This window comes from Paenisporosarcina sp. FSL H8-0542 (assembly GCF_038632915.1).
Lineage (GTDB): Bacteria > Bacillota > Bacilli > Bacillales_A > Planococcaceae > Paenisporosarcina.
In genome coordinates this window covers 2,470,877-2,492,152 of sequence record NZ_CP152050.1, presented here as the reverse complement: position 1 = coordinate 2,492,152, position 21,276 = coordinate 2,470,877, and the positions used below count along the sequence as shown (strand labels likewise).

General features: G+C 33.6%; 23 protein-coding genes and 1 pseudogene. 20 read left to right on the top strand and 4 right to left on the bottom strand.

Annotated features, from left to right (window positions below; all coding sequences use genetic code 11):
- Nucleotides 1–52 precede the first annotated feature (52 nt).
- On the bottom strand, nt 53–607 hold the full coding sequence (locus MHH33_RS12840) for a recombinase family protein (protein ID WP_342541947.1): 555 nt from the start codon (nt 605–607) through the stop codon (nt 53–55).
- A 318-nt stretch (nt 608–925) separates the two neighbouring features.
- Here MHH33_RS12840 and MHH33_RS12835 point away from each other — a divergent pair, with 318 nt between their 5' ends.
- Nucleotides 926–1,573 (top strand): hypothetical protein, encoded by a 648-nt coding sequence (locus tag MHH33_RS12835; RefSeq protein WP_342541946.1) that lies wholly within the window; start codon nt 926–928, stop codon nt 1,571–1,573.
- Between the two features lie 719 nt (nt 1,574–2,292).
- Here the strand turns inward: MHH33_RS12835 and MHH33_RS12830 are convergent.
- The gene (locus tag MHH33_RS12830; RefSeq protein ID WP_342541945.1) at nt 2,293–2,976 is read right to left on the bottom strand and encodes a hypothetical protein; all 684 of its coding nucleotides are present in this window, start codon (nt 2,974–2,976) and stop codon (nt 2,293–2,295) included.
- Between the two features lie 1,051 nt (nt 2,977–4,027).
- On the opposite strand from MHH33_RS12830, the gene MHH33_RS12825 reads away from it, so the two are divergent.
- The 3 genes from MHH33_RS12825 to MHH33_RS12815 all read left to right on the top strand — a co-directional run bounded on the left by MHH33_RS12825 (nt 4,028) and on the right by MHH33_RS12815 (nt 5,937).
- Nucleotides 4,028–4,567: a sigma-70 family RNA polymerase sigma factor gene (locus MHH33_RS12825; protein ID WP_342541944.1), complete on the top strand. Its 540-nt coding sequence runs from the start codon at nt 4,028–4,030 to the stop codon at nt 4,565–4,567.
- Nucleotides 4,557–5,270 carry a hypothetical protein gene (locus tag MHH33_RS12820; protein ID WP_342541943.1) on the top strand — a complete coding sequence of 238 codons (714 nt, stop codon included), beginning with the start codon at nt 4,557–4,559 and terminating at the stop codon, nt 5,268–5,270. Before MHH33_RS12825 ends, MHH33_RS12820 begins: the two co-directional genes overlap by 11 nt.
- Before the next feature lie 349 nt (nt 5,271–5,619).
- Nucleotides 5,620–5,937 carry a hypothetical protein gene (locus MHH33_RS12815; RefSeq protein ID WP_342541942.1) on the top strand — a complete coding sequence of 106 codons (318 nt, stop codon included), beginning with the start codon at nt 5,620–5,622 and terminating at the stop codon, nt 5,935–5,937.
- 693 nt (nt 5,938–6,630) lie between these two features.
- Here the strand turns inward: MHH33_RS12815 and MHH33_RS12810 are convergent.
- Nucleotides 6,631–6,774 carry a hypothetical protein gene (locus tag MHH33_RS12810; RefSeq protein ID WP_342541941.1) on the bottom strand — a complete coding sequence of 48 codons (144 nt, stop codon included), beginning with the start codon at nt 6,772–6,774 and terminating at the stop codon, nt 6,631–6,633.
- Nucleotides 6,774–8,069, bottom strand: coding sequence for a helix-turn-helix transcriptional regulator (locus MHH33_RS12805; protein ID WP_342541940.1), 1,296 nt, complete (start codon nt 8,067–8,069; stop codon nt 6,774–6,776). Before MHH33_RS12805 ends, MHH33_RS12810 begins: the two co-directional genes overlap by 1 nt.
- A gap of 868 nt (nt 8,070–8,937) precedes the next feature.
- Between MHH33_RS12805 and MHH33_RS12800 the strand changes: the two genes are divergently transcribed.
- From MHH33_RS12800 to MHH33_RS12725, 16 genes and pseudogenes are all read left to right on the top strand, one after another.
- A complete protein-coding gene (locus MHH33_RS12800) occupies nt 8,938–9,294 on the top strand; it encodes a hypothetical protein (RefSeq protein WP_342541939.1) in 357 nt (118 codons plus the stop codon).
- Nucleotides 9,295–9,318: 24 nt separating this feature from the next.
- Entirely contained in the window at nt 9,319–9,663 is a 345-nt protein-coding gene (locus MHH33_RS12795) for a hypothetical protein (RefSeq protein WP_342541938.1), read from the top strand.
- A 93-nt stretch (nt 9,664–9,756) separates the two neighbouring features.
- A complete protein-coding gene (locus tag MHH33_RS12790; RefSeq protein ID WP_342541937.1) occupies nt 9,757–10,131 on the top strand; it encodes a transcriptional regulator in 375 nt (124 codons plus the stop codon).
- Between the two features lie 385 nt (nt 10,132–10,516).
- Nucleotides 10,517–11,248, top strand: coding sequence for a thermonuclease family protein (locus MHH33_RS12785; protein WP_342541936.1), 732 nt, complete (start codon nt 10,517–10,519; stop codon nt 11,246–11,248).
- A 625-nt stretch (nt 11,249–11,873) separates the two neighbouring features.
- The gene (locus MHH33_RS12780) at nt 11,874–12,059 is read left to right on the top strand and encodes a hypothetical protein (protein ID WP_342541935.1); all 186 of its coding nucleotides are present in this window, start codon (nt 11,874–11,876) and stop codon (nt 12,057–12,059) included.
- 145 nt (nt 12,060–12,204) lie between these two features.
- Nucleotides 12,205–13,836, top strand: coding sequence for a S8 family serine peptidase (locus MHH33_RS12775; protein WP_342541934.1), 1,632 nt, complete (start codon nt 12,205–12,207; stop codon nt 13,834–13,836).
- A 108-nt stretch (nt 13,837–13,944) separates the two neighbouring features.
- Nucleotides 13,945–14,226: a colicin immunity domain-containing protein gene (locus tag MHH33_RS12770; RefSeq protein ID WP_342541933.1), complete on the top strand. Its 282-nt coding sequence runs from the start codon at nt 13,945–13,947 to the stop codon at nt 14,224–14,226.
- A gap of 144 nt (nt 14,227–14,370) precedes the next feature.
- Complete coding sequence (locus MHH33_RS12765) at nt 14,371–14,895, top strand: sigma-70 family RNA polymerase sigma factor (protein WP_342543775.1); 525 nt, start codon at nt 14,371–14,373, stop codon at nt 14,893–14,895.
- On the top strand, nt 14,888–15,607 hold the full coding sequence (locus tag MHH33_RS12760) for a hypothetical protein (protein WP_342541932.1): 720 nt from the start codon (nt 14,888–14,890) through the stop codon (nt 15,605–15,607). The genes MHH33_RS12765 and MHH33_RS12760 overlap by 8 nt, the downstream gene beginning before the upstream one ends.
- Before the next feature lie 322 nt (nt 15,608–15,929).
- Nucleotides 15,930–16,556, top strand: coding sequence for a Type 1 glutamine amidotransferase-like domain-containing protein (locus tag MHH33_RS12755; protein ID WP_342541931.1), 627 nt, complete (start codon nt 15,930–15,932; stop codon nt 16,554–16,556).
- A 206-nt stretch (nt 16,557–16,762) separates the two neighbouring features.
- On the top strand, nt 16,763–17,215 hold the full coding sequence (locus MHH33_RS12750; RefSeq protein WP_342543774.1) for a hypothetical protein: 453 nt from the start codon (nt 16,763–16,765) through the stop codon (nt 17,213–17,215).
- Nucleotides 17,216–17,322: 107 nt separating this feature from the next.
- Complete coding sequence (locus MHH33_RS12745; RefSeq protein ID WP_342541930.1) at nt 17,323–18,024, top strand: hypothetical protein; 702 nt, start codon at nt 17,323–17,325, stop codon at nt 18,022–18,024.
- 187 nt (nt 18,025–18,211) lie between these two features.
- Entirely contained in the window at nt 18,212–18,757 is a 546-nt protein-coding gene (locus tag MHH33_RS12740; protein ID WP_342541929.1) for an RNA polymerase sigma factor, read from the top strand.
- On the top strand, nt 18,735–19,391 hold the full coding sequence (locus MHH33_RS12735) for a hypothetical protein (RefSeq protein ID WP_342541928.1): 657 nt from the start codon (nt 18,735–18,737) through the stop codon (nt 19,389–19,391). Before MHH33_RS12740 ends, MHH33_RS12735 begins: the two co-directional genes overlap by 23 nt.
- A 581-nt stretch (nt 19,392–19,972) precedes the next feature.
- A pseudogene (locus MHH33_RS12730) lies at nt 19,973–20,562 on the top strand (DUF2441 domain-containing protein).
- A 215-nt stretch (nt 20,563–20,777) separates the two neighbouring features.
- Nucleotides 20,778–21,158 (top strand): hypothetical protein, encoded by a 381-nt coding sequence (locus MHH33_RS12725; protein WP_342541927.1) that lies wholly within the window; start codon nt 20,778–20,780, stop codon nt 21,156–21,158.
- Nucleotides 21,159–21,276 lie beyond the last annotated feature (118 nt).

Sequence of the window (21,276 nt, the reverse complement as noted above, 5' to 3'; positions counted from 1 at the left end):
TTATAATGACTCTCATAAGCTAAAACTTTTTTAATAATTTTCTCTTTTTTTATTACTTACGTTCTAAATAGCGATAGATGGTAGTTCGAGAAACACCCCATCTTTCAGCCACATCTTTGATTGGTGTACCCCCATCGATAAGAGCCTTCATCATTTCTATATCTTTAACTCCGTATTTTTCTGGCCGTCCACCAAGACGCCCTCGTGCTTTAGCTGCCACTCGGCCTGCAGCTGAACGTTCTTGAATAAGATTTCGTTCAAATTCAGCAAATGCCGCAAAGAGATGAAACATAAGTTGGCCGGTAACATTGCTGCGATCCATAGTTAGATTCTCTTGAAGACTGTGAAACCCAATGTTTTGATCATTCAAGGTGTTGACGAGGTCAATCAAGTCTTGCATGTTTCGACCCAGACGATCTAATCGCCACACAACGATGGTATCTCCTTGACGAGTATTTTGAAGCGCTTCTTCTAATCCAGGTCGTTGTTTTTTTGATCCACTCATCTTATCGTGAAAAATCTTTGTACATCCATATTGATTAAGTGCATCTGTTTGCAAATCCAAGTTTTGTAAACCTGTTGATACACGGGCATAACCAATTAGCATTTCTATTCCTCATTTCCATAATAATCCTACATTTATTGTAACATAAGACTATTTATTAATGGTTATTGAACATAGAATACTGGTCAGAGTTTTGTTACATTTAATAGATTCAAAATGATATGTTTTAGAACCAGTAGTATCGTGTTCAGAAAAGGACGAGTTTTGTTACATATCCATTTTTTCAACAGACCATTTCCAAATTACTAAGTACGATAATTGTAAATTTATGTTAAAATTAAGTTAGACGAACATTACTTTGGCATAAAATCTAGAACATTTGATGAAGTTAAGTACGAAAATTTAAAAGCGGTAGTCTTTATGACTCGAAATTTACGAGATGAAATTAGTATCATTTATTGCGGAAAATTAGACAAGTATCAAGGGGAAACACTAGCAACATTGTCAACAAACGGCAACAAAATACTTAAAAGCAAATATGCAAAATCAGTTACTGCTTGGATATACATTGGTGATGATTACGTGATGAATTATGAAAAAGACCAAGAGCAAGCATTAGAAAAATTAGGGAGAAACATACCAGCTTATCATTTAATTGATGTTTGGAAGCTTTTAAAAGAAAAGTTTCGCGAAGTTGAAACAATTTCAACAAAAGAGCTCCTTATTAATCCAATCCACAATCGAGTTCCATTTAAAGATATAGAGAACCTGTACGACTGGGAAAAAGGCTTTGACGGAGGTATGCCGTATTGGGTAACAGGCAATAAGGAACGAAAAGCCGGTAACCTTGAACGCGCTATTGAGTTATTTGATATAGCACGATACAACGGCTACAATGCTCCAGCATTATATAGATCGTATGCAATGACCTATCGAAAACTCAAAGACTACGACAACGAGATTGCAATTATTGAGGAAGCGCTTGAACGTTTAAGTTCAGAAAAAATTAACATAAACGAAATTCACTTTATGGAATTAAAAGAACGTAAGCAAAAGCTTTCGCATTGAAACAAAAACAAAATAGTTCGGAACGATAAAAGAGACCGTTAAATAAGGGGGGCAACTACTAGGTTTACCTTTAATCAGAAAGATGAGCTCATTCAATACCCAATACGAGATTTCTTAGCTTACTATCAGAAAGAACTAAAGAAGGATTTAAAAAAGACAGTGAACATTTCCTATATATAGATAGATTTAACGTAAACATACGCTATCGGAATTAGAATGGAACGGGGGAGAACTTTGCTGAAAAGTTTAAAGGAATTAGTTCAAATATATGAACGCAATCATGCAAGAAATGAAGATTGGAAATTAAGTGATTTCAAAAATCGTACCAAACTCCTTGAGGAATTAATAGAAGATGCTGTATGGGGTATGGAGCCACGGATGAACAGAGATCGGCATCTGTTTCGCGTTTCTAAATTATCCGACAGTTGTTTATTTACATCAAGGGGCACTTGAGGGCGCGTATGCGCTTCTAGGTAAAGAAGTAGTTGTGGTTAACGCTAAATACTTTTGTGGAGACCAAGACTATCCATATATTTATACAGATATTCTACCAGAACCTCTTATTAAAATGGAACCTTACCATATTGAAGACTTCCTTTGTATTAATAAGAACAATTTAAAAAATGAAAGCAAATAAATAATGAAAAGGCAGAAACTCAAAGTGATTCTGCCTTTAGTTTGTATACCGATTTATGTGCATTTTTTCAGAATGTTTGAATTTACCAGAAAAAATCCCTTGCTTCATCCATATATCCAAAATAGTTGCTCTTACTAGAACTGAAATTTATGGTAATACTCTTTCCAATAGTTATTGAAGCACCACCAGAAAAAGATTGACCAGTAGATATGTCATACCAATCTCCATTTACAATATAATGAATTTTACCCGCATGTTCTAAATAGACAAATACAGTACCAGTGAAAGTTTTGACCTCCGCAAACCAATCTCTATTCAAAGTAGTATTAATAATTTTTACTATTCCATGAAACGAACCAGATTCACTTGTTTCGCAATAGAATCTTAAACTTGGTTGATAATAACCATCATATGAATTATTAAATTCTTGTAAATAAACAGTGAAAGTTCTATAAGTTGCTGCCGCTGCTACAGCATTTGAAGAATCTGAAGTTAATGTGGATTGTCTTACACTTTTGTCTTTAGCGGGCGCTATCTTAATTGCTTCTTCTTTCGTAATATCCATATCTTTAGCCATAGTAGTAATCATTTCATCATAAGTCATTACTTCACTTGCTGTTACATTTTCCGGTAAATTATTAGGATCAAAGGCACCATTTAAACCAGCGTTGTTTTCATTACCCGCTGCTAAGGTTGTTGGAGATAAACCTCCCAAAACGAAAATGCCAACTAAACAAACAAATAAAATTTTCTTAATTGTGTTCATTCATTTTTCTCCATTCATATTATATTTAGATGATTAAATATTCAAAATTTTGTAAGCTTACAATTGGATTATTACATAATTCTTAATATGTCACAAACCCTGTTTCAATAGATTAATAAAGGTATTTAGGAAAATAGAAAAAAAATACTTACTTTAACATACTCCTTTTTTTAATTTTTCCTATTTTCATATCAAATAGCCATATTCTATAAGTTAAATACGTATTAAACATATTAATATTGAAAAATTAATAGTTTAGATTACGATTAATAACTGCAATATCTCTAAATTTTTTTCGCGTTACTAAAACTTGAGTTGAAAGAGGACCACTATTTATTTGTAAAATAAAAATCCCATGTGTTTTTTGTACACTCATGTCGTTCCTTCGTAAATACAATAAATCATTGTAGTTTCTAGAATCTAATTGTTTAATCTGAGTACTGACATGCTGCGAAAAGTATGAAGGGTAAAGGACTTACCAGTGTTCGTGGTAAAGAGCGGATCATTTGTGCCAGCTTCTCTAATTGGCAACAACCTTCTAGCATGGCGATACATGCGGATACTGTTAATCACCTTCTTCTTTAATGGCACCTGATGAAGTTTATTGCCCCTTTGGTTGGAGTTTTTGTGGTAATAGGGTTGTTCATAAGGTGAATTATCTCTTTGATATCCGAAGAAGCGAATAACTGGGATTCTGATGATGACTGCAATGACATTTTTATCGAACACGATTATAATGGCGAAAACGAATAGGATGCAGAAGATTTCCGTATTCGGACTGAAGGTTGCTAAAAATGCAAATTACATCAAATAAACAATACAGTGAAGCGCAACGCAAGGGGATTGATGATGTTGATGAGGCTAAATAATAAAGTGCTGCTTAAGCAAGACTGTTTGTGGTAGATAAATCACCTACAGTCTTTTTATTTTCCACTTTTGTTTTTTTTCGCTCAATCCATTTATTAAAAAATTTTTCTAATTATGCAACCAAAAAACAATCTCACTCGTTATAGTGATACTTAAACGAGGTGACAAAATGGAGTTAATCAATATGAAAAATAAAGTTCTTTCGGATTCAAAAGAAATATGGGTTGAAGAAATAATGTCAGCATATGGCGATAAGATGATTCGAGTTGGATACAGTTACTTAAAAGACTGGGGGATGGCACAGGAAGTTGTGCAAGAAGTATTCATTACTTGTTATAAACATTACAGTCATTACTCGGAAGCTGAAAATATTAAGGCTTTAATTTACAAAATAACCATCAACCGCTGTAAAGATGTTTTAAGGACCAACTTTGTAAGAAAAGTTATTGTCGGTAGTGAACTCTTTGCATCTCGAAAATCCCCAGAACTTTCTCCAGAAGAACATTTTGTAAACAGGGATATTAATGCAATACTAGCCGATGGTATCTTATCGCTCCCGGTCAAATACCGAGAAGTAATTCTTTTGTATTATTACGAGGACCTTACAATAGTGGAAATCGGTCATATGTTGAAAACAAATCAAAATACAATAAAAAGCAGATTAAAAAGAGGACGGGAAATGCTCGAAGAAAAACTAGAAGGGAGTTTTCGAAATGAATCATAAATTAGAGGATTTAAGAACCATTATGGAAAACGGAGTTTATAAAGGACAGACGTTCTCTGAGGAAAGCCAGAAAAAGGTTCGGAATAGAATCCAAAAACAAAAAATGTTTTTCTTGCCAAAAATTTTAACAATAGCAGTTGCATTAGGATTTTTTGGTCTAGGAATTTTTTATATTTTTCAAGAAATTGGTTTAACCAAACAAGAACCCTTTCAATCCACGGAAGGAAAGAATATTCCAATTAGTGCTGATCTAAATGGTGAACTTTCAGCTGATGTCCCCATCGCCATCAATGATGAATTACTTGTGAGTCTAAGTTTACCTTTAGAAATTCAAAATGTGGCACCTTCCTTTATAGAACAACCTCAAATATCCGGAAGGACTACAACTGATGGTTACAGTGTTTTCTTAACATATAGTGGAGATGATTATGAAATTGAGATGATTGAGAATGTCGACCTTCCCGAAAATATAAATCAGCATAAGCAGACAAGAACAAAAATTGGGCCAGACGAAGAACCTATACGAATCAATGGTTATGATGCTTATTATTCCGATAAACAAAAGAAGATACAGGTATACGCGATAGAAAAAATCTTTACATTGCATGGTTTACATGGAGTAGAAAAGGATCATCTTCTGACACTTGCCCTTATGATCGATTTAAACAAACCAGTTCAAAAAATTAAACTAATAGAGAAATGATTAAGTGATGAGAGGTGTCAAGATTTTAGAAACTGGTGTAATAACAAAAAGACAGAAAAGAGTTGACTCTTTTCTGTCTTCTGTTGATTAAATTAAATTTGAACCTGAATTAACTTGGTAGCTTTAATAAATCTTCAACTAAAGGATGCTTTATTTAAAGAAGGGAGTGTTAGTTATTCGGAATAATGACCCTTTAGTATTTTATAACAAAAGGTTTTCTTCTATTAACTATACTAACGTTAGTTTTTCAATTTATTCAACAAACAGGGCAGGTTAGTTGAAGATTGAGTCCATACGATTACTGGATATTTAATGGATAAATTACTTTGAAAAAGGTAGGGGAATTATTATGGAGTTGGTAAAAAGAGATGATAATCCTATTACATATGAAGAAGATGGCATAAAGTATGAATTTTTTGGTGCAGACCCATTAAAGAAAACAGGAATTTATGGTGACAGGAATAGTGACAGAGATATAAGTGATATAAAAAGTATAAATAATTTAGAAATCAATAGTGAAGGAAAAATTGTACTTAAAATTTCAACTAAAGATGTAAAGAGAGAGAGTGACCGAAAAGTGAAAATCAATTTTAACGTTAATGGAGAAGAAAGTGGCAAAATTGTTGAGTGGGAAACTCTTGAACAATTATCAACGGAAAACAACTAAAACCACTTTCCTTATTTCACTAACGGGGAAGGTTAGTTAAAAAAGAAGGGGTTATTTTAATTAGGTTAAGTTTCATTCTATAAGAGGTAATATTAGGACTTTTAATAATAAGGGGGAAACGTGATGGATATTAATATTTTACCATCGATTAGTACACTGTTAGGTTTGTATTTAGTATGTCTGGGACTTTGGGAATTAAGAGTCGGCTTCGATAGGAAAAAATTTATAACATTATCGTTTACGGGTTTATGTTTGATCTTCTTATTGCCGGAGTTTCTAGGGTTTCAAATAATTTATAACCCTCAATAAATATTTATCAGTTTATTAGACTAAACCAGCCAATAGTTTGTCAATATTTATTAATGAAAACTTAAAATATTTCATGCTTACTTATTTGTTCATGCCAAATAACCTTTCAAACTTCTTTATTTGAAAGGTTTAGGTTTTTTGGAGAGGCATTAATACTTAATTTCGGATTTCTATTGTTATTATCTACACAGATGTTCTATTTAATCAAAATATCGAAAAGTAAGAGCTCTAAGACTTGATAATTGCTGTACCATACGCGTCCTAGCCGACGATAATCCATACATTCTAAGTTATTCCTCTAGTTTTGAGTCTTTCTTTGAGTTTTTACACTTGATAGGAAAAATGCAAAAGCACTCAGACAACTCTGAGTGCTTCAATTATAACTTAAGGATTAGAGATAGATTGTTTTACAATCAGCTCAATATCCACTGACTTTGGTCCCGGCATATCATCTTCTGCACTTACTGGTAAACATAAACCCAAACTTAAAAGTAAAGCGGTGCACAGTAAACTAATCTTTTTTCTCATTATAAATCCTCCCAATGTTTGATCATTTTGTTTGAAAAACTGATCTCTTTTATTTTTTCATAATAACTAACCGCTGCTTTATATTTATTGTGTTTCGTATAATACTCAGCTAACAAATAGTTGTATTTTTGTACATGCCTTAAATCCTGTTCTTTTTCAAAAAATTTAATTGCTTTCTTTAATATACTTTCCAACTTTTCATCGAAACTATGAAGTGCCTTATATAGAGTAAAGTGTACATAATACGGCTTCAGTCTTTTGTTAATAGGAGGTACATTGCCAAGGGAAGATAAAGCGTCATCACACCAGCGGATAACTTGCTTAAAATTCTTTTCTTTAGAGTATTCTTTGATGATTGATAATACGGTAAGGTAGTATTTTTCAGAACCCATTTCCCTCTTACTTAGGCTCATACTGTAATAGTGAATAGCTATTTCTGCTTCTCCCTTTAGAGCATTCAATGAACCGATATTATGCAATATCATGGCTTCTTTAGTCGTTAAATTTAACTCGACTATTAAACGTTGAGCCATCAATAGATTATTTTCTGCCTTCGCATAATCCTTCAAGCCCTTACTAATATTTCCTAATACAATATAATTGTCAACTGCACGATCAAATAACAGTTGGTCCTTAAATATGGGTAGTGATAATGAAGCATAATAGGATGCTTTTAATAATTCTTGATTCTGATAATATGTGAGACTTAAGGCATTGTAAAAATCCGCTACTTCCCAGTCCTTAATGGTACGACTTTCTAAGTATTCTAAGGCTCTTTCCATATGGTTTAATGATGCAATATATTCCCTATCCTCATAGTGAAATAGCCCCAAGTTATAATTTAAAAGAAACTGTTCTTTATCACTGAGAGATTTATCCAGTGACTGGATGGTTGTGGCCAAATGTCTAATTTCATTCATATCATCGTTCAGAATTAAATACAAACGGAAGATATGTAATAAATAAGAGGTATAATTAGAAGCTTTAGAAAAATGTACAGGGTTGTTAGTAGCTTGAACTAGGAAGCAATTAATAGCTTCTATATCCCTCTTAGTAATAGCGGTTTTATATACTTCATATAAATGAGTAATAACTTCTGTTTCATCCTCGATTGTTATCTCACTTGGATTCAGCTTTAATTGTTTTAGGAGCAACCCTAGTACTTCGTCACTTGGTTGAAAGGAATTACTCTCTATTTTACTTAGATATGATACTGAACATATTCCTTTGCAGAGAACTATCTGTTTCATATTCTGTTTTAATCTCTCTTGTTTTATGATTAACCCAACACTCAATGTTCCACCACCTTTCAATATTTAGTTAATTAGAATCATTATTTTAATGATATAAATAATTGTGATAATTGTAAATATTAAACTATTTGTATAACTTCTTTCCTATCCGTAAATTTTCAAAAAATTCTTGATAATTTTTCTGTTTGAGGATAAAAAGATGTTCGTAATATTCACATTCCGAACCTCTTCTTGAATTTTAATGTTTTTGTAGCGATTTTTGAGAATTGTAATGTCATAGAATTTGTGTCGCTCCTTTTTTTGTGTTGTTCTCCGGGCGGTAAATGTCCCAAACGGGATTATTTTTTGCATTTTTTGACACGAAGGACGAACAGATCCAATAGCCGACCAGTCAAGGGTACCAGCGTAAAAAGTTTTTCTGCGCAAGCGTGATGTGAAAAAGTTTTTCGCCCCTTGACTGTTATTTTGGTGGTTAGTCGGCTCCTGTCTTTGTCCGAAATAGATGGAGGGCGAACGCCTAGGAATCTGCCTTTCTTTCGGGCTTAGACAGGTTGGGAATCTGTACGATCCGGAGGACAAAAGCAAAAAATACAACAACAAAAGGCAGCCACTGGGCTGACCTCCATTTCTTCATTTTTTTTTGAAATTACTCCCTTCGGCTCGCTTCCTCGTAAAGAAAAGAACAGGAACCTACGAAATGTAGGCGATGCTGTAAAGTTCGTGGTTATCGTGCTTTTTAGAGGAAAGCGACACGTTAGAGCTTCTTTCAAAGCGTTTGCTGCTTTGTTAGGAGCTTTCGTGCTACCGCCCTCGAAGGTATTTGATTCTATATGGTCTAGTTTTAGAGGGAATCCTCTAATAAATGGAGAATACTGTAAAAGTGCGATAAAACTTATGTAGAGGAGGACAAATGAAGAGTATAAAAACAGTTGATGCAGCAAAAAAAGAAATCCAGGTACTTGAAGATTTTGTGTCTTTCGTAGAAAACTATCAAGCAACGACATTAGTACAAAAGATATTAAAGGCTTATGCCTATTCAGGAAGCATCGCCAAAGTTGTTGCAAACATGAATAATGAATTTGGTCCTGACACGATTGATCACACATTCGTTTCTAATCTGCTCAAAAGCAAACCGCAAGATGAATTACATAAGCGTATGAAAGCACACTACTTACATAAAACGCGTCACACAAGAAAAAAACCGAGTAAAACCCCTGCGCACACAGCATTTCAGTACGTTGAACACAATTACATAGGTGAAAGATAATCAGATAAGGGAGGAATTTAAACGATGAATAATGAGGCTGTAAACATATTTATGCCGGAGAATTTCGAGGATGAGATGGAGGTCATTGCGACTATATTCACCCCGACAAATGATATTGGACTCGCAATTGCAGGGGAAAACTTGCACCCAACTTCAAAATGTCCGATAGTAAGAATATTTATGTTAGAAACTGTAGATCAAGGATGGGCGTTTAAAGAGGAACTACAGGCGTTTGCCTTCTCAAATTTTGATGAAGCACAATCTTTCCTGGAAAATCTTCCTCAAATGTCTGCGCTAGAAATGCTTATTATTTTGAACGGTCAAAAGGATTTTTGGGAAACAAAAACAGATGTAGGTTTTCTCTCTTAGCATATTGTCCCTGCTATTTGGCTTAACTCCTCAATTAATATGTTAAAGTTCGGTCTACTTTTGCATATAGTAAGTAAAAACGGGGGTGATAGCTTGGACGAGAAGACAAGAAAAGATAGTTGGACGGTAGAAGATGATAAGGTTCTTGCTGACACGGTTTTAACTTTTATACGTGAAGGAAAAACGCAACTACAAGCTTATCAAGAAACCGCAACAATCCTTGGCCGTACTAAGCAGGCATGTGGGTTCCGTTGGAATAAAACATTGCGAAAACAGTACAATATACAAAGAGTGAACCGATCCAAACCCAATGAAGTTCACAGTCATCTACAACAAGCGATGATATCTTATGATGAGTTGGTAAAAGCATATGAAAAACTGAAACAAGATTATGACCAGCTACGGTCCGAACACCAAAAGGTAAAGGCATGGCTTACTAATGGAAAAGATTTATTACGAATAGAATAGGATGACGAAGAGAGCATTCAAAATCGATGCTCTTTTTTTATGTTTGGTACCAGTGAAATAATAAAGGAGTGTCACTTATGATTTCAAATGGCATTATAAATACATATTTCAATAGAAAAAGAAGTCCTTTCAATGGACTTCTTTTCTTTTGTTAACTCATAGGTGCTTTTTTTACCAAGATTTGAAAGGATTAATGGATATTTATGTTATTATGTAATAATTAGGCCGATTGTTTTAATATTATCCAAATATTAGACTATTTTTTATGTCAAATAACATACATAGGAGGATATTAGACATCTATTAATTTCGGGAAAATAAAATAAGAAAAAGATTTAGTACTCATTTTTTTAACTGCAAAATCCATATTAAGAGGAGAATTTATATGTTTAAATCAAAACTTTTAAAACCAATTTTAGCAACAGTATTATCTGTATCCTTATTTTTCGGCTCTGTATCCCCACTTTCTCCACTTAATGAACCATCAATCGTTCATGCAGCAGCAAAACCACCTGCAACTGCTGTGAAATCGAAAGTTACTGAAGTAATTGATGGTGATACGATTAAATTAAATTATAAAGGAAAATCTGAAACTGTTCGTTTCATTCTGATTGACACTCCAGAAACGAAAAAACCCCAAACATGCGTTCAATTATTTGGGGCTGAAGCCTCTGCTTTTACAAAGAATGCTTTACTAAATAAAGAGGTTAAAGTTGAATTAGGAGTAGAAACACGTGATCAATATGGTCGGCTGCTTGCTTATATATATATTAATGATGTGATGTTTAACAAGACATTACTTGAAAAAGGATTGGCTCGTGTTGCTATTTATAAGCCCAACACTAAATATTTGGAAGAATTACAAGCTGTAGAAAAAGCAGCAAAAGGTAAAAAACTAGGTATATGGTCAAGCGCAAATGCAATAAATGGTGGTTGTGCACCAAAAGTAGTTCCTGCACCCAAACCAGTGCCTAAACCCACTACTCCAGCAAAAACTGAAATCTTTCAGAACTGTACTGAGTTACGCAAGAAATACCCAAATGGTGTAGCAAAAGGACACGGTGCATACCAATCAAAAATGGATCGTGATAAAGACAACTGGGCATGTGAAAGATAAAACATATTAACAAAAAATCATTCCTTTTAAAAAAGTTATGGTAATTTAATGTGATTGAAAGAGTTTGTGAAAAATTGAACTTAAAGGAACGAGTGCTTTACTTCAATAAGGAGTAAAGCCTTTTTCTTATTGAACTAACGGGGCAGGTTAGTGAAAAACAATCATATTTATACTAGAAATTTTCATCATTGATGGCATTGATATATACTTTATTGTTATTAAAATGACGATGATATAGAAAGGATACTTTTAATGAAATCCAAATTTTTCAAGTGGATGATTTTTCTGATTTTCTTCTTGTTTTTTGTTTTTATGTTATTTATTGAAGTGTCAGTGTATTCTCTTTTACCTCCAGAACAAGGCGGAATGAGTTTTTTGATGGAGTTTAAGAATGTTTGGTACCGTTCAATATGGTTTTATGGAATAGTATTGCTAATTTCATTAATACTTTATTTAAAGTTTCTACGTAAAGGAAAATAAAGGTTTAATGAATTTCAACTGCTGAACTAACGGGTGCTTTTCTTCAATAAGCAGTAAAGCATATTTTCTTATTGAACTAACGAGGCAGGTTAGCTATAAACAAGAAGTTAGATTTTTTGGTAAGATTTAGTGGGAGGGGATTATTATGGAGGCTATTGTTCTATATATTATCTTTTATATTGTTGGCTTATTTATTCTTTTTGCGGTTATTGAAAAAGCAGTTCAAAGAGGTATTAACAATTCAATAATTGGTGATTTTCTTAAAAAAAAGTATGGAATTAAAGATGTTAAAAAATCTTTTCTTGATGATGATTTAGATACTGATAGCTAAACCGACTTATTCAACTAACGGGTGCTTTAGTTCAAGAAGAGGATTGAGGATATAATTAAATAGGAAAAATTATGAATTATTAAAAGGAGTCCAAGGTTTTTTATGCCTGGACTTCTTTATTTTTAACTATGATGAGGAACTATAAATGAATTGGCCTTCTATCAGAGACTTTCTTGATATTCCAAAGGAGTTGACCGGCAAAGGGGTGAAAATAGCTATTATTGATGGGCTATTTCCTTATCACCCAGACATTGTCTCAAATGAAAATCGAAATACGTATTTGGTCAAACCATATTCTTCTATTCAGGAACCGGTAAAAATGGAATTATGTGAAGAGGCATGGAATAAAGGAACTCATGGGTTATGGACGGCTGCTGCATCTGGTGGATCCGGTTCGTTATCATATGGAAAATATTCTGGGGTCGCAAGTGAGGCAGATATGTATTTAATCGAGACGGGACCACTCTCAACGCCTGAAGAAATCGAAAAAAATGTGGGGGCCTCATTAAATTGGGTGAAACAAAACGGCAGGGAAAATGGGATTCGAGCAGTGGCTTTGACTGTTATAGGTCAACGGGATACAGGACTTCTCCCTTGGCAAGCCGATCCACTTCGTATTTTATGTGAAGATTTAGTTCAGGAAGGGATATTGGTGGTAGTTGCATCTGGAAATACTAAAGAGCTTGTCAGCAGTTCCGTCATCTCTCCATCTGTTTTGTCTGTTGGTGGCATAGTAATACATCAGAATGGCAAGAAAGAAGATGCAATTGTATTTCCAGGCAGTAAGGGAGTTACCTTTGAAGACAGATGGAATCCCGATGTTTTGGCACCTGCAATGAATGTTGTGTTGCCGTACCCGTTTGAATCAGAAGAAGAGCGATTGAATCATTTTACGGTAACGGACGATGAACCTCCACCAAATCATGTTCGACAATGGGGTACGTCATATGCTGCCCCGATCGTTTTGGGGTTGGCCGCATGCATCTGGGAGAAACATCCCGATTGGACTTCTAATCAGGTCAAGGAAGCATTAGTTTTGACATCTCTAACAAATGATAAATGGGCTTCATTAAAAGCCGGTCTAGTATCTCCGGAAGCTTTAACCTTCGATCCCCAAAAGGGGGGTGTTACTAACACAGGACATTCCATGTATTTGCGATGGGTCCAATGGAAAGAACGATCAATACCCGAACGAGTAGAAGGTATTAGAAACCAACAGACGGAGAAACTGGATATTCTGTTATCTTTCTTACCTGAGAAGTTGCCTATCGAAGAAATTGACTCTGTAAAGAATCTTTTACAATCACCTTCCTACCAAATCAGAACAGCTGCCATTACCGTTTTATCGACTCAGCCTAGATTTATAACAAGGGAAGAAGTATTGAAATGTCTAAATGATGATTCGCCTAATGTACGAATGGGAGGTCTATATGCACTTGGTTTATGTTCAAATTTTTGGGGTGAATTAGCACCGAACCTTAGTTGTTTGATAAACGATGATAATACGGATATTCGATATAATGCCTGCAAGTTAGCAGCTACAATAAAAAGCAAAGAGTTCATTAAACCTTTAGTGGTTGGATTAGCGGAGGATGCTCGTTTTGGTAGGATTGGTACTTTTGGAAAAAGGTTATCTGCCTTAGAAACCATAACTAATCATGAGATTCTGCGTGAGCCCGAATGGCAGGAGGGTGAGGATCCCTACTCAAGAAGAAGCATTGATGCTTTGCTACTCATGGCAGAGAGATGGAAGATCTTCATGAAAATAACTACCTAAACTACCTGGTCATCTTCATGTGAAATTCCTTATTCAACTAACGGGGCAGGTTAGCTTAATAAGGAATGCTATAATATCCTTAATTTCACCACTTGAAGGGGGTAAAAAATGAAAGTAAACAAATACAAACAAATGATGGTGGATTTTTTAGAAGAGAAGACGTCCGCAGATGAATTTCAAACACAATATCTTAAAAAGTTTATTGAATGGGACGATAGAATGGACGAAACCTTATTTGAAATTCTGAATGGGGTATTTGAATCAGCAGATTGTTACTGGCACGAGTGTCTTCCTGGACAAGAGACTTCATTTGAAATATCAGAACAACAACTAAGAAATGAAGTGAATGAAGAACTAATTAAATTAAATAAATTCTTAGATAAACGTTAGGTCTTATTGAACTAACGGGGCAGGTTAGTGAAATTACACTGTTATTTTAAACAAGGATTTATATCCTTGTTTTTATTTTTGAAAAAATGAGCCAAATGATAATTTAATTTGTCTAATGGGTGTAAGACATTGTAGGGAGGGGGAATAACAATCATTAGTTTAATAAAAAAAGCACAAAAAGGTGATGATAAAGCCTTTTTAATACTTTTCCAAAAACATGAAGAAGATATTTATCGAATGGCTTATGTATATGTCAAAAATGAAAGTGATGCTTTAGATGTGGTTCAAGAGGTAGCATATCGTTCATTTAAAAAGATAAATACATTGAAGAACCCAGAGTATTTCAAGACTTGGTTAATAAAGATTACTATCTCTTGTTCAATTGATTTAGTTAAAAAAAATAAAAAGGTGGTCCAACTTAAACCAGAGTATGAAGAGTTTCTTGGCTCGGAGGATGAAGATGTTTCTCTTTCGATTACACTTCAAGAATTATTAGAACAGTTAAATGAAGATGAAAAAAGTATAGTCATTTTAAGATTCTATGAAGGTTATTCATTTAAAGAAATATCGGAGATGTTAAATATCCCGTTAGGAACGGCGAAATCTGTGTTGTACCGTTCATTAGGTAAACTTCGTAAAAAATTTAAGGAGGCTGATATTAGTGAGTAATATAAAGCAAGAACTAGAAAGAATCCAGATTCCAAAAGAATTACACGAAAGGTCAAAACTTGGTGTAAAAAAAGCAAAATCAGAACAACCAAAAAGAAAATTAACAACACTATGGGTTGCAGCAGTCATGATTTCTGTTTTAGGAATCGGTTCATTAGCTTCTCCATCCGTTCAAGCGACAATTGAGAATCTATTTAGTTTTAATCAAGTAGAGGAAATGTCGCAAACAAATATTGGTTGGACATGGGGAGGAATAGCAGGCAATGATGCTACTATTTATAGCTCTGTCGATGAAATTGAAAAAAAATATAGTATGGATATCCCATTTCCAGAACAATTACACGTTGCCGAAGAAAATTCATCAGTAAAGGAATATACAGTGAATACAAGTAAAGACAAATTTGTTTCATATAATTATTATCTTCGAACAGAAGACAGAATGTATAGAATAACAGCAACAAACGTTTCAAAAGAAAAACCAGAGTTTACTGCTAATACAACACAAGGTACAGTAATAGAAAAAGAAATTTCAATCAATGGTATGTCTGGTACATTAATTGGAATTCAGGATATAAATGGTTATCATATTTATATTGAGCAAGGTGATTGGAAAATTGTTGTTTCTGGCTTTGCCGATTTCCTCGATGGGAAAAAAGGTGCACCTGAACTTACAGAAAAAGAAATCATAACAATAGCCGAAAGCATTAAATAAAAGTCAAAGGGAGTTAAAATGAGCTCCCTTTGTTTATAAGAGAAAATCAAAGTAAGGATGCTTTTTATACGATAAAAAACGTTCTTCAACTAACGGGTGCTTTAGTTGAAGATCATTGAGTTGCTTTGGGCCCTTTTCTTATTGAACTAACGGGTGCTTTAGTTAAAGATCATCGGGTTGCTATGCAGCCCTTTTTCTTATTAAACTAACGAGGCAGGTTAGTTGAAGAGTGTTGTTTAACTTGTGTTCAACAATCGTGCCATTTAACAGAAAAGGAAAGCTTAAAAAGTGAGCAATTGAAATACACAATAAGGGGGACAATATGAAATTTTATCTTTCATCTTTTAAAATTGGAAATGAAGAACGGAAACTAATCGAATTAACGAAAAATGGGAATAAAAAAGTTGCATATATTAATAATGCATTAGACTTTGCGACTGATTTAGAAAGAAAAAATAAAAGTGATGTTGCAGACGTAAGTGAACTGCAAAGAATAGGTTTCACAGTGGATATTTTAGACTTGAAAATGTACTTCCATAACCACGAAAGATTGAAAGAAAAGCTTGATCAATACGATGTTATTTGGGTAAGAGGTGGCAATACTTTTGTTCTTGCACAAGCAATGAGATTAAGCGGTTTCGATGAAATCATTAAAAAGTATTATAGAGAAAAAAGAGATATTCTATATGGGGGATATAGTGCAGGTGGATGTATTCTTGGACCAACTTTAAAAGGCATACACTTAGCAGACGAACCTGAGCAGAAACCTTACGGAAATGAACATCAAGCTATATGGGAAGGTTTATGCATTTTGGATTATGTAATTGCCCCACATTATAAATCAGACCACAAAGAATCTAAAGATATGGACCGAGCAATTGAATTTATGATCGAGAATAAAATTCTATTTAAAGCATTGAGGGATGGAGAAGTAATCATAATTGAATAGACTTAATCCCAAATTCTAAAACAGTTCAGCAATCGGGCGCTATTGTTTAATAAGTGTCGCTGTTCTTATTAACGGGTGCTTTAGTTGAAGATCTTCGGGCAGCTTAGGTGGCACTTTTTTCTTGTTCAACTAAAGGGGCAGGTTAGTTGAAGAACGGAAATGTTAAAATGAATATGAAAGTGTGGAAAGAAAGAGTGTATGATGATATGAATTACAATGATTTAATGAAATCAAAAGGTTATATTTATCTGAACAACTTGTCAGAACCTGAAGAAAATTCCCTATGTATATTAATTGATAGATGCAAAATCGGTAACAAAAGTGAGGATATTGATTTAGGTGAACGACTTACAGAAGCTTATTATCCTATTGAAGTGGATGATGGATTACCAGCTATTCATCTTGAATTTGAGTCCTATGTATCTTATTCGGTAATAAACGAGTCCTTTACAGTGATGGATGATTATGAAGTTTTTCAAGGTGAAATATTTAAGATTTACACCAAATCAAGATACTTAGATTTCATTAAAGCTGGAACCATAGCAGAAGATATATTTCCCGAAGACAAATTTGTTCATTATCAAGTTCCTTGCTTAAATCATATAATCGATATTATTTCGTATGAAGAACCCAAAATAACTGAAAAAAAGAGAGGATAATCTTCAACTAACGGGTGCTTGAGTTGAAAATCAGTGAGCTTATTGAACTTACGGGGCAGGTTAGTTATTAAACACAATAAGTTTAAGAATTAAAAAGGGGTGTTTAAATGAAGTACATCTCAGGCGGTTATTATATTGTTTCACCATCAGAACGAGCAGACTATATGGATAAAACATTACTACCAGAAACAATATTGTCGGCTAGTGTGTGTCTGTGTGATTTCCAACCCGATATAAACATACTTTGGGGAGGGTCACAAAAAAAGAAACAAACTTATTCTAAGGAGTTAAATCTCTCTAATAGTGCCTTCGAGGAATTGGAAGGATGGGTACAGAAAAAGTTCGAGGATGGAACGTTCAAATTCCCTCAACTTTTTACAACGGTTGATTTAGCAAGAGAATTTAAAAAAACATTTCTAAATCACATAAATGACATAAGAATAATTGGAATTGGATTAGAAGAAAATTTCGCAGAAGAATTTCTAGATGAAGAAGAAACACTATCTAAGCCTGCCAAAGAACGATATGGTATTGAAACATTATTAATGAACAAAACGACGATGGATATGGAAGTGACTAAGAAGAACGGTTATGAGGTTCTAGGTTTTGAATCTGGACAGTTCCATTCATATATTTGTAATGGTTTAGAAAAGGACTATAATAATAATTTTAAATTTAGCTTAAACGAAAACGGATTTATACCTAATCGTGAGATGGCTATTAAGTGTTGTGAATATAGCAATGATGAAGAACTAGAAACTGAATCAGTATTATGGCTTCCTTGGGCAATATTTGAATACGTACTTTAATCCTTATTCAACTAACGGGTGCTTTAGTTCAAGATCATTGGGCTGCTAAAGCAGACTTGAGAATTGTATAAAAAGATGGTTACACAGATTTTAAGGCAACTTGGTTGCCTTTTTTATTTTTCGACTATTGAAACAAATCGTTTTCCCAGACGACTTATTGTTACCGTATTGGACTGGAGGGATGAAAATGATGTCGGAGCAAGGAATAATTGAAGAATTATATGATGAGTATCGTAATGATGTTTATCGTTTCTCATTGTTCTTTACACATAACAAACAGGAAGCAGAAGACATAACGCAAGAAACTTTTATAAAAGTGATGAAAAACATACATCAATTAAAAGACGTGAGCAAGAAAAAGACATGGATACTTTCAATCGCAAAGAATACCGCCATTGATCTTATAAGAAAGCAGAAGTTGATTAATTTTCTCCCGCAACTCTTAAAAGGAAATGACCATAAGAGCCACTACGTTGCAACAGACGAGAGTCGATTAATTAACACGGAAAATTGGCGTGAACTCCAAAATGCAATATTAACTCTTAAGCCACATTATAGGAGCATAGTTATTCTGAGGTCCCTTAATGAGATTAGTGTGAAGGAAACTGCAGAAATTTTAGGATGCACTGAAGGAAAAGTGAGAGTTGATTTTCATCGAGCCATTAATCAATTAAAGAAAGAGTTAATAATTATTAAAGGGGGGAATTACCGTGAAGAATCAAAATCATTATAAAACGGATTATGATTTCCTAAAACCTTTATTAGAGAGACCAGATTTAGAACCCGATCCGACATTCGTATCTACCTTAAGAAAAAAAATCACTAAAACCAATGATAGTAATTTAATCAGATTACCTAAGAGACTAGGCATTATTTTTATTAGTTTATTTGCATTTGCAACACTCGGTTTTTTGACTTTTACTTTTGAGTTTGAGGATAATTCTCAAGATTTACTTATAACAGATCCTACTTCATCTACATCAGAACATAATTATGATATTGATTTTTTAGTTTTAAGCCATCCGTATTACAACAATATGTATAAATTTATCCAGGAAAAAATTCAAAATGAAGATGCAGCAAAAATCCTTATTTTATATTTAGAAGCTCTTAAAAATAGTGATTCTGATGAAATCAAAAAATATTCAGTTTTTAAAGAGGACTATCAAATTGAAACTTTGATGAAAAAATATAAACAAATTGATTATAGCTCTCTAACCATTGATAACATTGTACCTAGTCAAGCAGAGCCAGTTTTTGAAGTTCCGCTTAACTATCAACAAAAGGATGGGAGTTCTGTGACTAGAACAATTTTTATTCAGCTTTATGATAGTAAGGTCAGCATATATGATTATCCGAAAGACTAAAATTAAATTAATGGATAAAAATTATGAGGAGGAAATATATGTTTATAATTCTTGTGAAGTTTCTATTACCTGCATTCTTATTGTTGTACCTTCTTCTTAGAAATTTAGATAAGAATGATAGTAAATCAAAATCGACACTTGTTTTATTAATAACATCTTTGGTTTTTAATATTGCATTAGCACAAAACTATAATTATAACTTAATACCTTATCCAGAACGCGATGGTTATTCTGTTTCCAACTCGTTGGCATATTATGTTTTTGGTGAAGACCATTTTGGACACTGGAACTCCGATTTATTTAGGACTGGATATGAAATATCAATCAACGTTACGATGATATTGTTGGTTATTTATATTTGTTTTTTAATATTTGAACGTAAAAAAAAGGGTAAAGAGGACATCCTTAACAATTGAACTTATTTAAATTCCTTATTCAACTAACGGGTGCTTTAGTTGAATAACATCGAGCTGCTTAAGCGGTCTTTTTCTTATTGAACTAACGGGGCAGGTTAGTTGAACAAGGTACCCCCTTTTTTCTGATACGAGATAATATAGCTGAAGACAGATCGGAGATAGACTATGAAAGATAATGAACTGTATGTTTATCACATTGTTACTAGGAAAAAAATGAGTCTAGGGCAAATAACTTTGACAAGAACCAAAAAAACACCTTATATAGCTTCTTTTTTGAAAGGGAACAATTGAATTCTAAAGGCGAAGACTTTGTTCGGATTTTACAAGATCATTATACAAACGAAGGCTTGAACTTGAATAAAGAAAATGCCGATGTAGCAATTAAGTATGCAGATCAAACAATCAGAGCTATTAGAGAAGTGATTGTAGAAATGGTCAGACTACAAGAATTTCCTGAGTATCCTTCAAGAATATCTTGTTTATACGCTACAAAAAGCTATGAAGATGTATTGAAATGGAAAGAATTATTTGATTCGTATAATCGGAAGGTATTGCAGATTGTTAAACTTCGAGTTATTGGAAATTCATTTGAGGGTGATGGAAACCTTTTACCAAAGGAAGATGGGGTCCCATTCTCTCAAAAAATTGAACAAGCTAGAGAATATTGGCAGGGTAATTTAAAAAACGTGCTTCCTGAGTTATTAATTGACGGAAAAATCGAAGTGGTAGAAATTATTGGTGATTTCTCAGCTTAAAATGAAATAATCGCTATCGATCATTTCATTTTACCGAGATACAGGTGCAATGTGAATGAAAGCTGATTTAATAACCCTTTTTCTTATTGAACTAACGGGGCAGGTTAGTTCAATAAATAGGGATTTTTGGAATGCTATTGAATAAGTTAACATATGTAAATTATTGAAGCTTTTAAGTGGTAATAATTACATAACATGAACCAAGGAGGCAAAAGATGAAAAACTACTTATACCTATTATGTTTAGCTATTATGGCCGTGGTTATTGTTGGATGTAGTAGTTCTGATAATTTGCATTTTTCCGGTGCTAGTGAAAGTTGGGAAGGGGATTATAGGGTAAACATCCATAATACTGACAAGGAAAACGGAGAATTTATCTTTAAGTATAAAAAAGACGATAAAGAAATCAACTTTAAAGATTTTTCCATTATGATTAATGATGATGAAAGCGGAATAAAGCAAAAATCACTAACGGATAGAACCGTTAAATTCAGAAGCTCCTGTGAAGGATGCCATGTTGCACAATCAGATGATCAACTAAAAGTGATTGTTAAGTGGGACGGAAATGAAGAAACGTTTTATTTAGAAAACAAATAATAAACATTAATAATATCAACCTTTTTCAACTAACGGGTGCTTTAGTTGAAGATTCTCGGGCTGCTTAGGTGGCTCTTTTTTCTTGTTCAACTAACGGGGCAGGTTAGTTCAATAAAGG

What these genes read in the sequence shown, in the direction of transcription:
- MHH33_RS12840 (WP_342541947.1), bottom strand. Translation starts at nt 607, where the DNA reads ATGCTAATTGGTTATGCCCGTGTATCAACAGGTTTACAAAACTTGGAT.
- MHH33_RS12835 (WP_342541946.1), top strand. Translation starts at nt 926, where the DNA reads ATGACTCGAAATTTACGAGATGAAATTAGTATCATTTATTGCGGAAAA.
- MHH33_RS12830 (WP_342541945.1), bottom strand. Translation starts at nt 2,976, where the DNA reads ATGAACACAATTAAGAAAATTTTATTTGTTTGTTTAGTTGGCATTTTC.
- MHH33_RS12825 (WP_342541944.1), top strand. Translation starts at nt 4,028, where the DNA reads ATGAAAAATAAAGTTCTTTCGGATTCAAAAGAAATATGGGTTGAAGAA.
- MHH33_RS12820 (WP_342541943.1), top strand. Translation starts at nt 4,557, where the DNA reads ATGAATCATAAATTAGAGGATTTAAGAACCATTATGGAAAACGGAGTT.
- MHH33_RS12815 (WP_342541942.1), top strand. Translation starts at nt 5,620, where the DNA reads ATGGAGTTGGTAAAAAGAGATGATAATCCTATTACATATGAAGAAGAT.
- MHH33_RS12810 (WP_342541941.1), bottom strand. Translation starts at nt 6,774, where the DNA reads ATGAGAAAAAAGATTAGTTTACTGTGCACCGCTTTACTTTTAAGTTTG.
- MHH33_RS12800 (WP_342541939.1), top strand. Translation starts at nt 8,938, where the DNA reads ATGAAGAGTATAAAAACAGTTGATGCAGCAAAAAAAGAAATCCAGGTA.
- MHH33_RS12795 (WP_342541938.1), top strand. Translation starts at nt 9,319, where the DNA reads ATGAATAATGAGGCTGTAAACATATTTATGCCGGAGAATTTCGAGGAT.
- MHH33_RS12785 (WP_342541936.1), top strand. Translation starts at nt 10,517, where the DNA reads ATGTTTAAATCAAAACTTTTAAAACCAATTTTAGCAACAGTATTATCT.
- MHH33_RS12780 (WP_342541935.1), top strand. Translation starts at nt 11,874, where the DNA reads ATGGAGGCTATTGTTCTATATATTATCTTTTATATTGTTGGCTTATTT.
- MHH33_RS12775 (WP_342541934.1), top strand. Translation starts at nt 12,205, where the DNA reads ATGAATTGGCCTTCTATCAGAGACTTTCTTGATATTCCAAAGGAGTTG.
- MHH33_RS12770 (WP_342541933.1), top strand. Translation starts at nt 13,945, where the DNA reads ATGAAAGTAAACAAATACAAACAAATGATGGTGGATTTTTTAGAAGAG.
- MHH33_RS12755 (WP_342541931.1), top strand. Translation starts at nt 15,930, where the DNA reads ATGAAATTTTATCTTTCATCTTTTAAAATTGGAAATGAAGAACGGAAA.
- MHH33_RS12750 (WP_342543774.1), top strand. Translation starts at nt 16,763, where the DNA reads ATGAATTACAATGATTTAATGAAATCAAAAGGTTATATTTATCTGAAC.
- MHH33_RS12745 (WP_342541930.1), top strand. Translation starts at nt 17,323, where the DNA reads ATGAAGTACATCTCAGGCGGTTATTATATTGTTTCACCATCAGAACGA.
- MHH33_RS12740 (WP_342541929.1), top strand. Translation starts at nt 18,212, where the DNA reads ATGATGTCGGAGCAAGGAATAATTGAAGAATTATATGATGAGTATCGT.
- MHH33_RS12725 (WP_342541927.1), top strand. Translation starts at nt 20,778, where the DNA reads ATGAAAAACTACTTATACCTATTATGTTTAGCTATTATGGCCGTGGTT.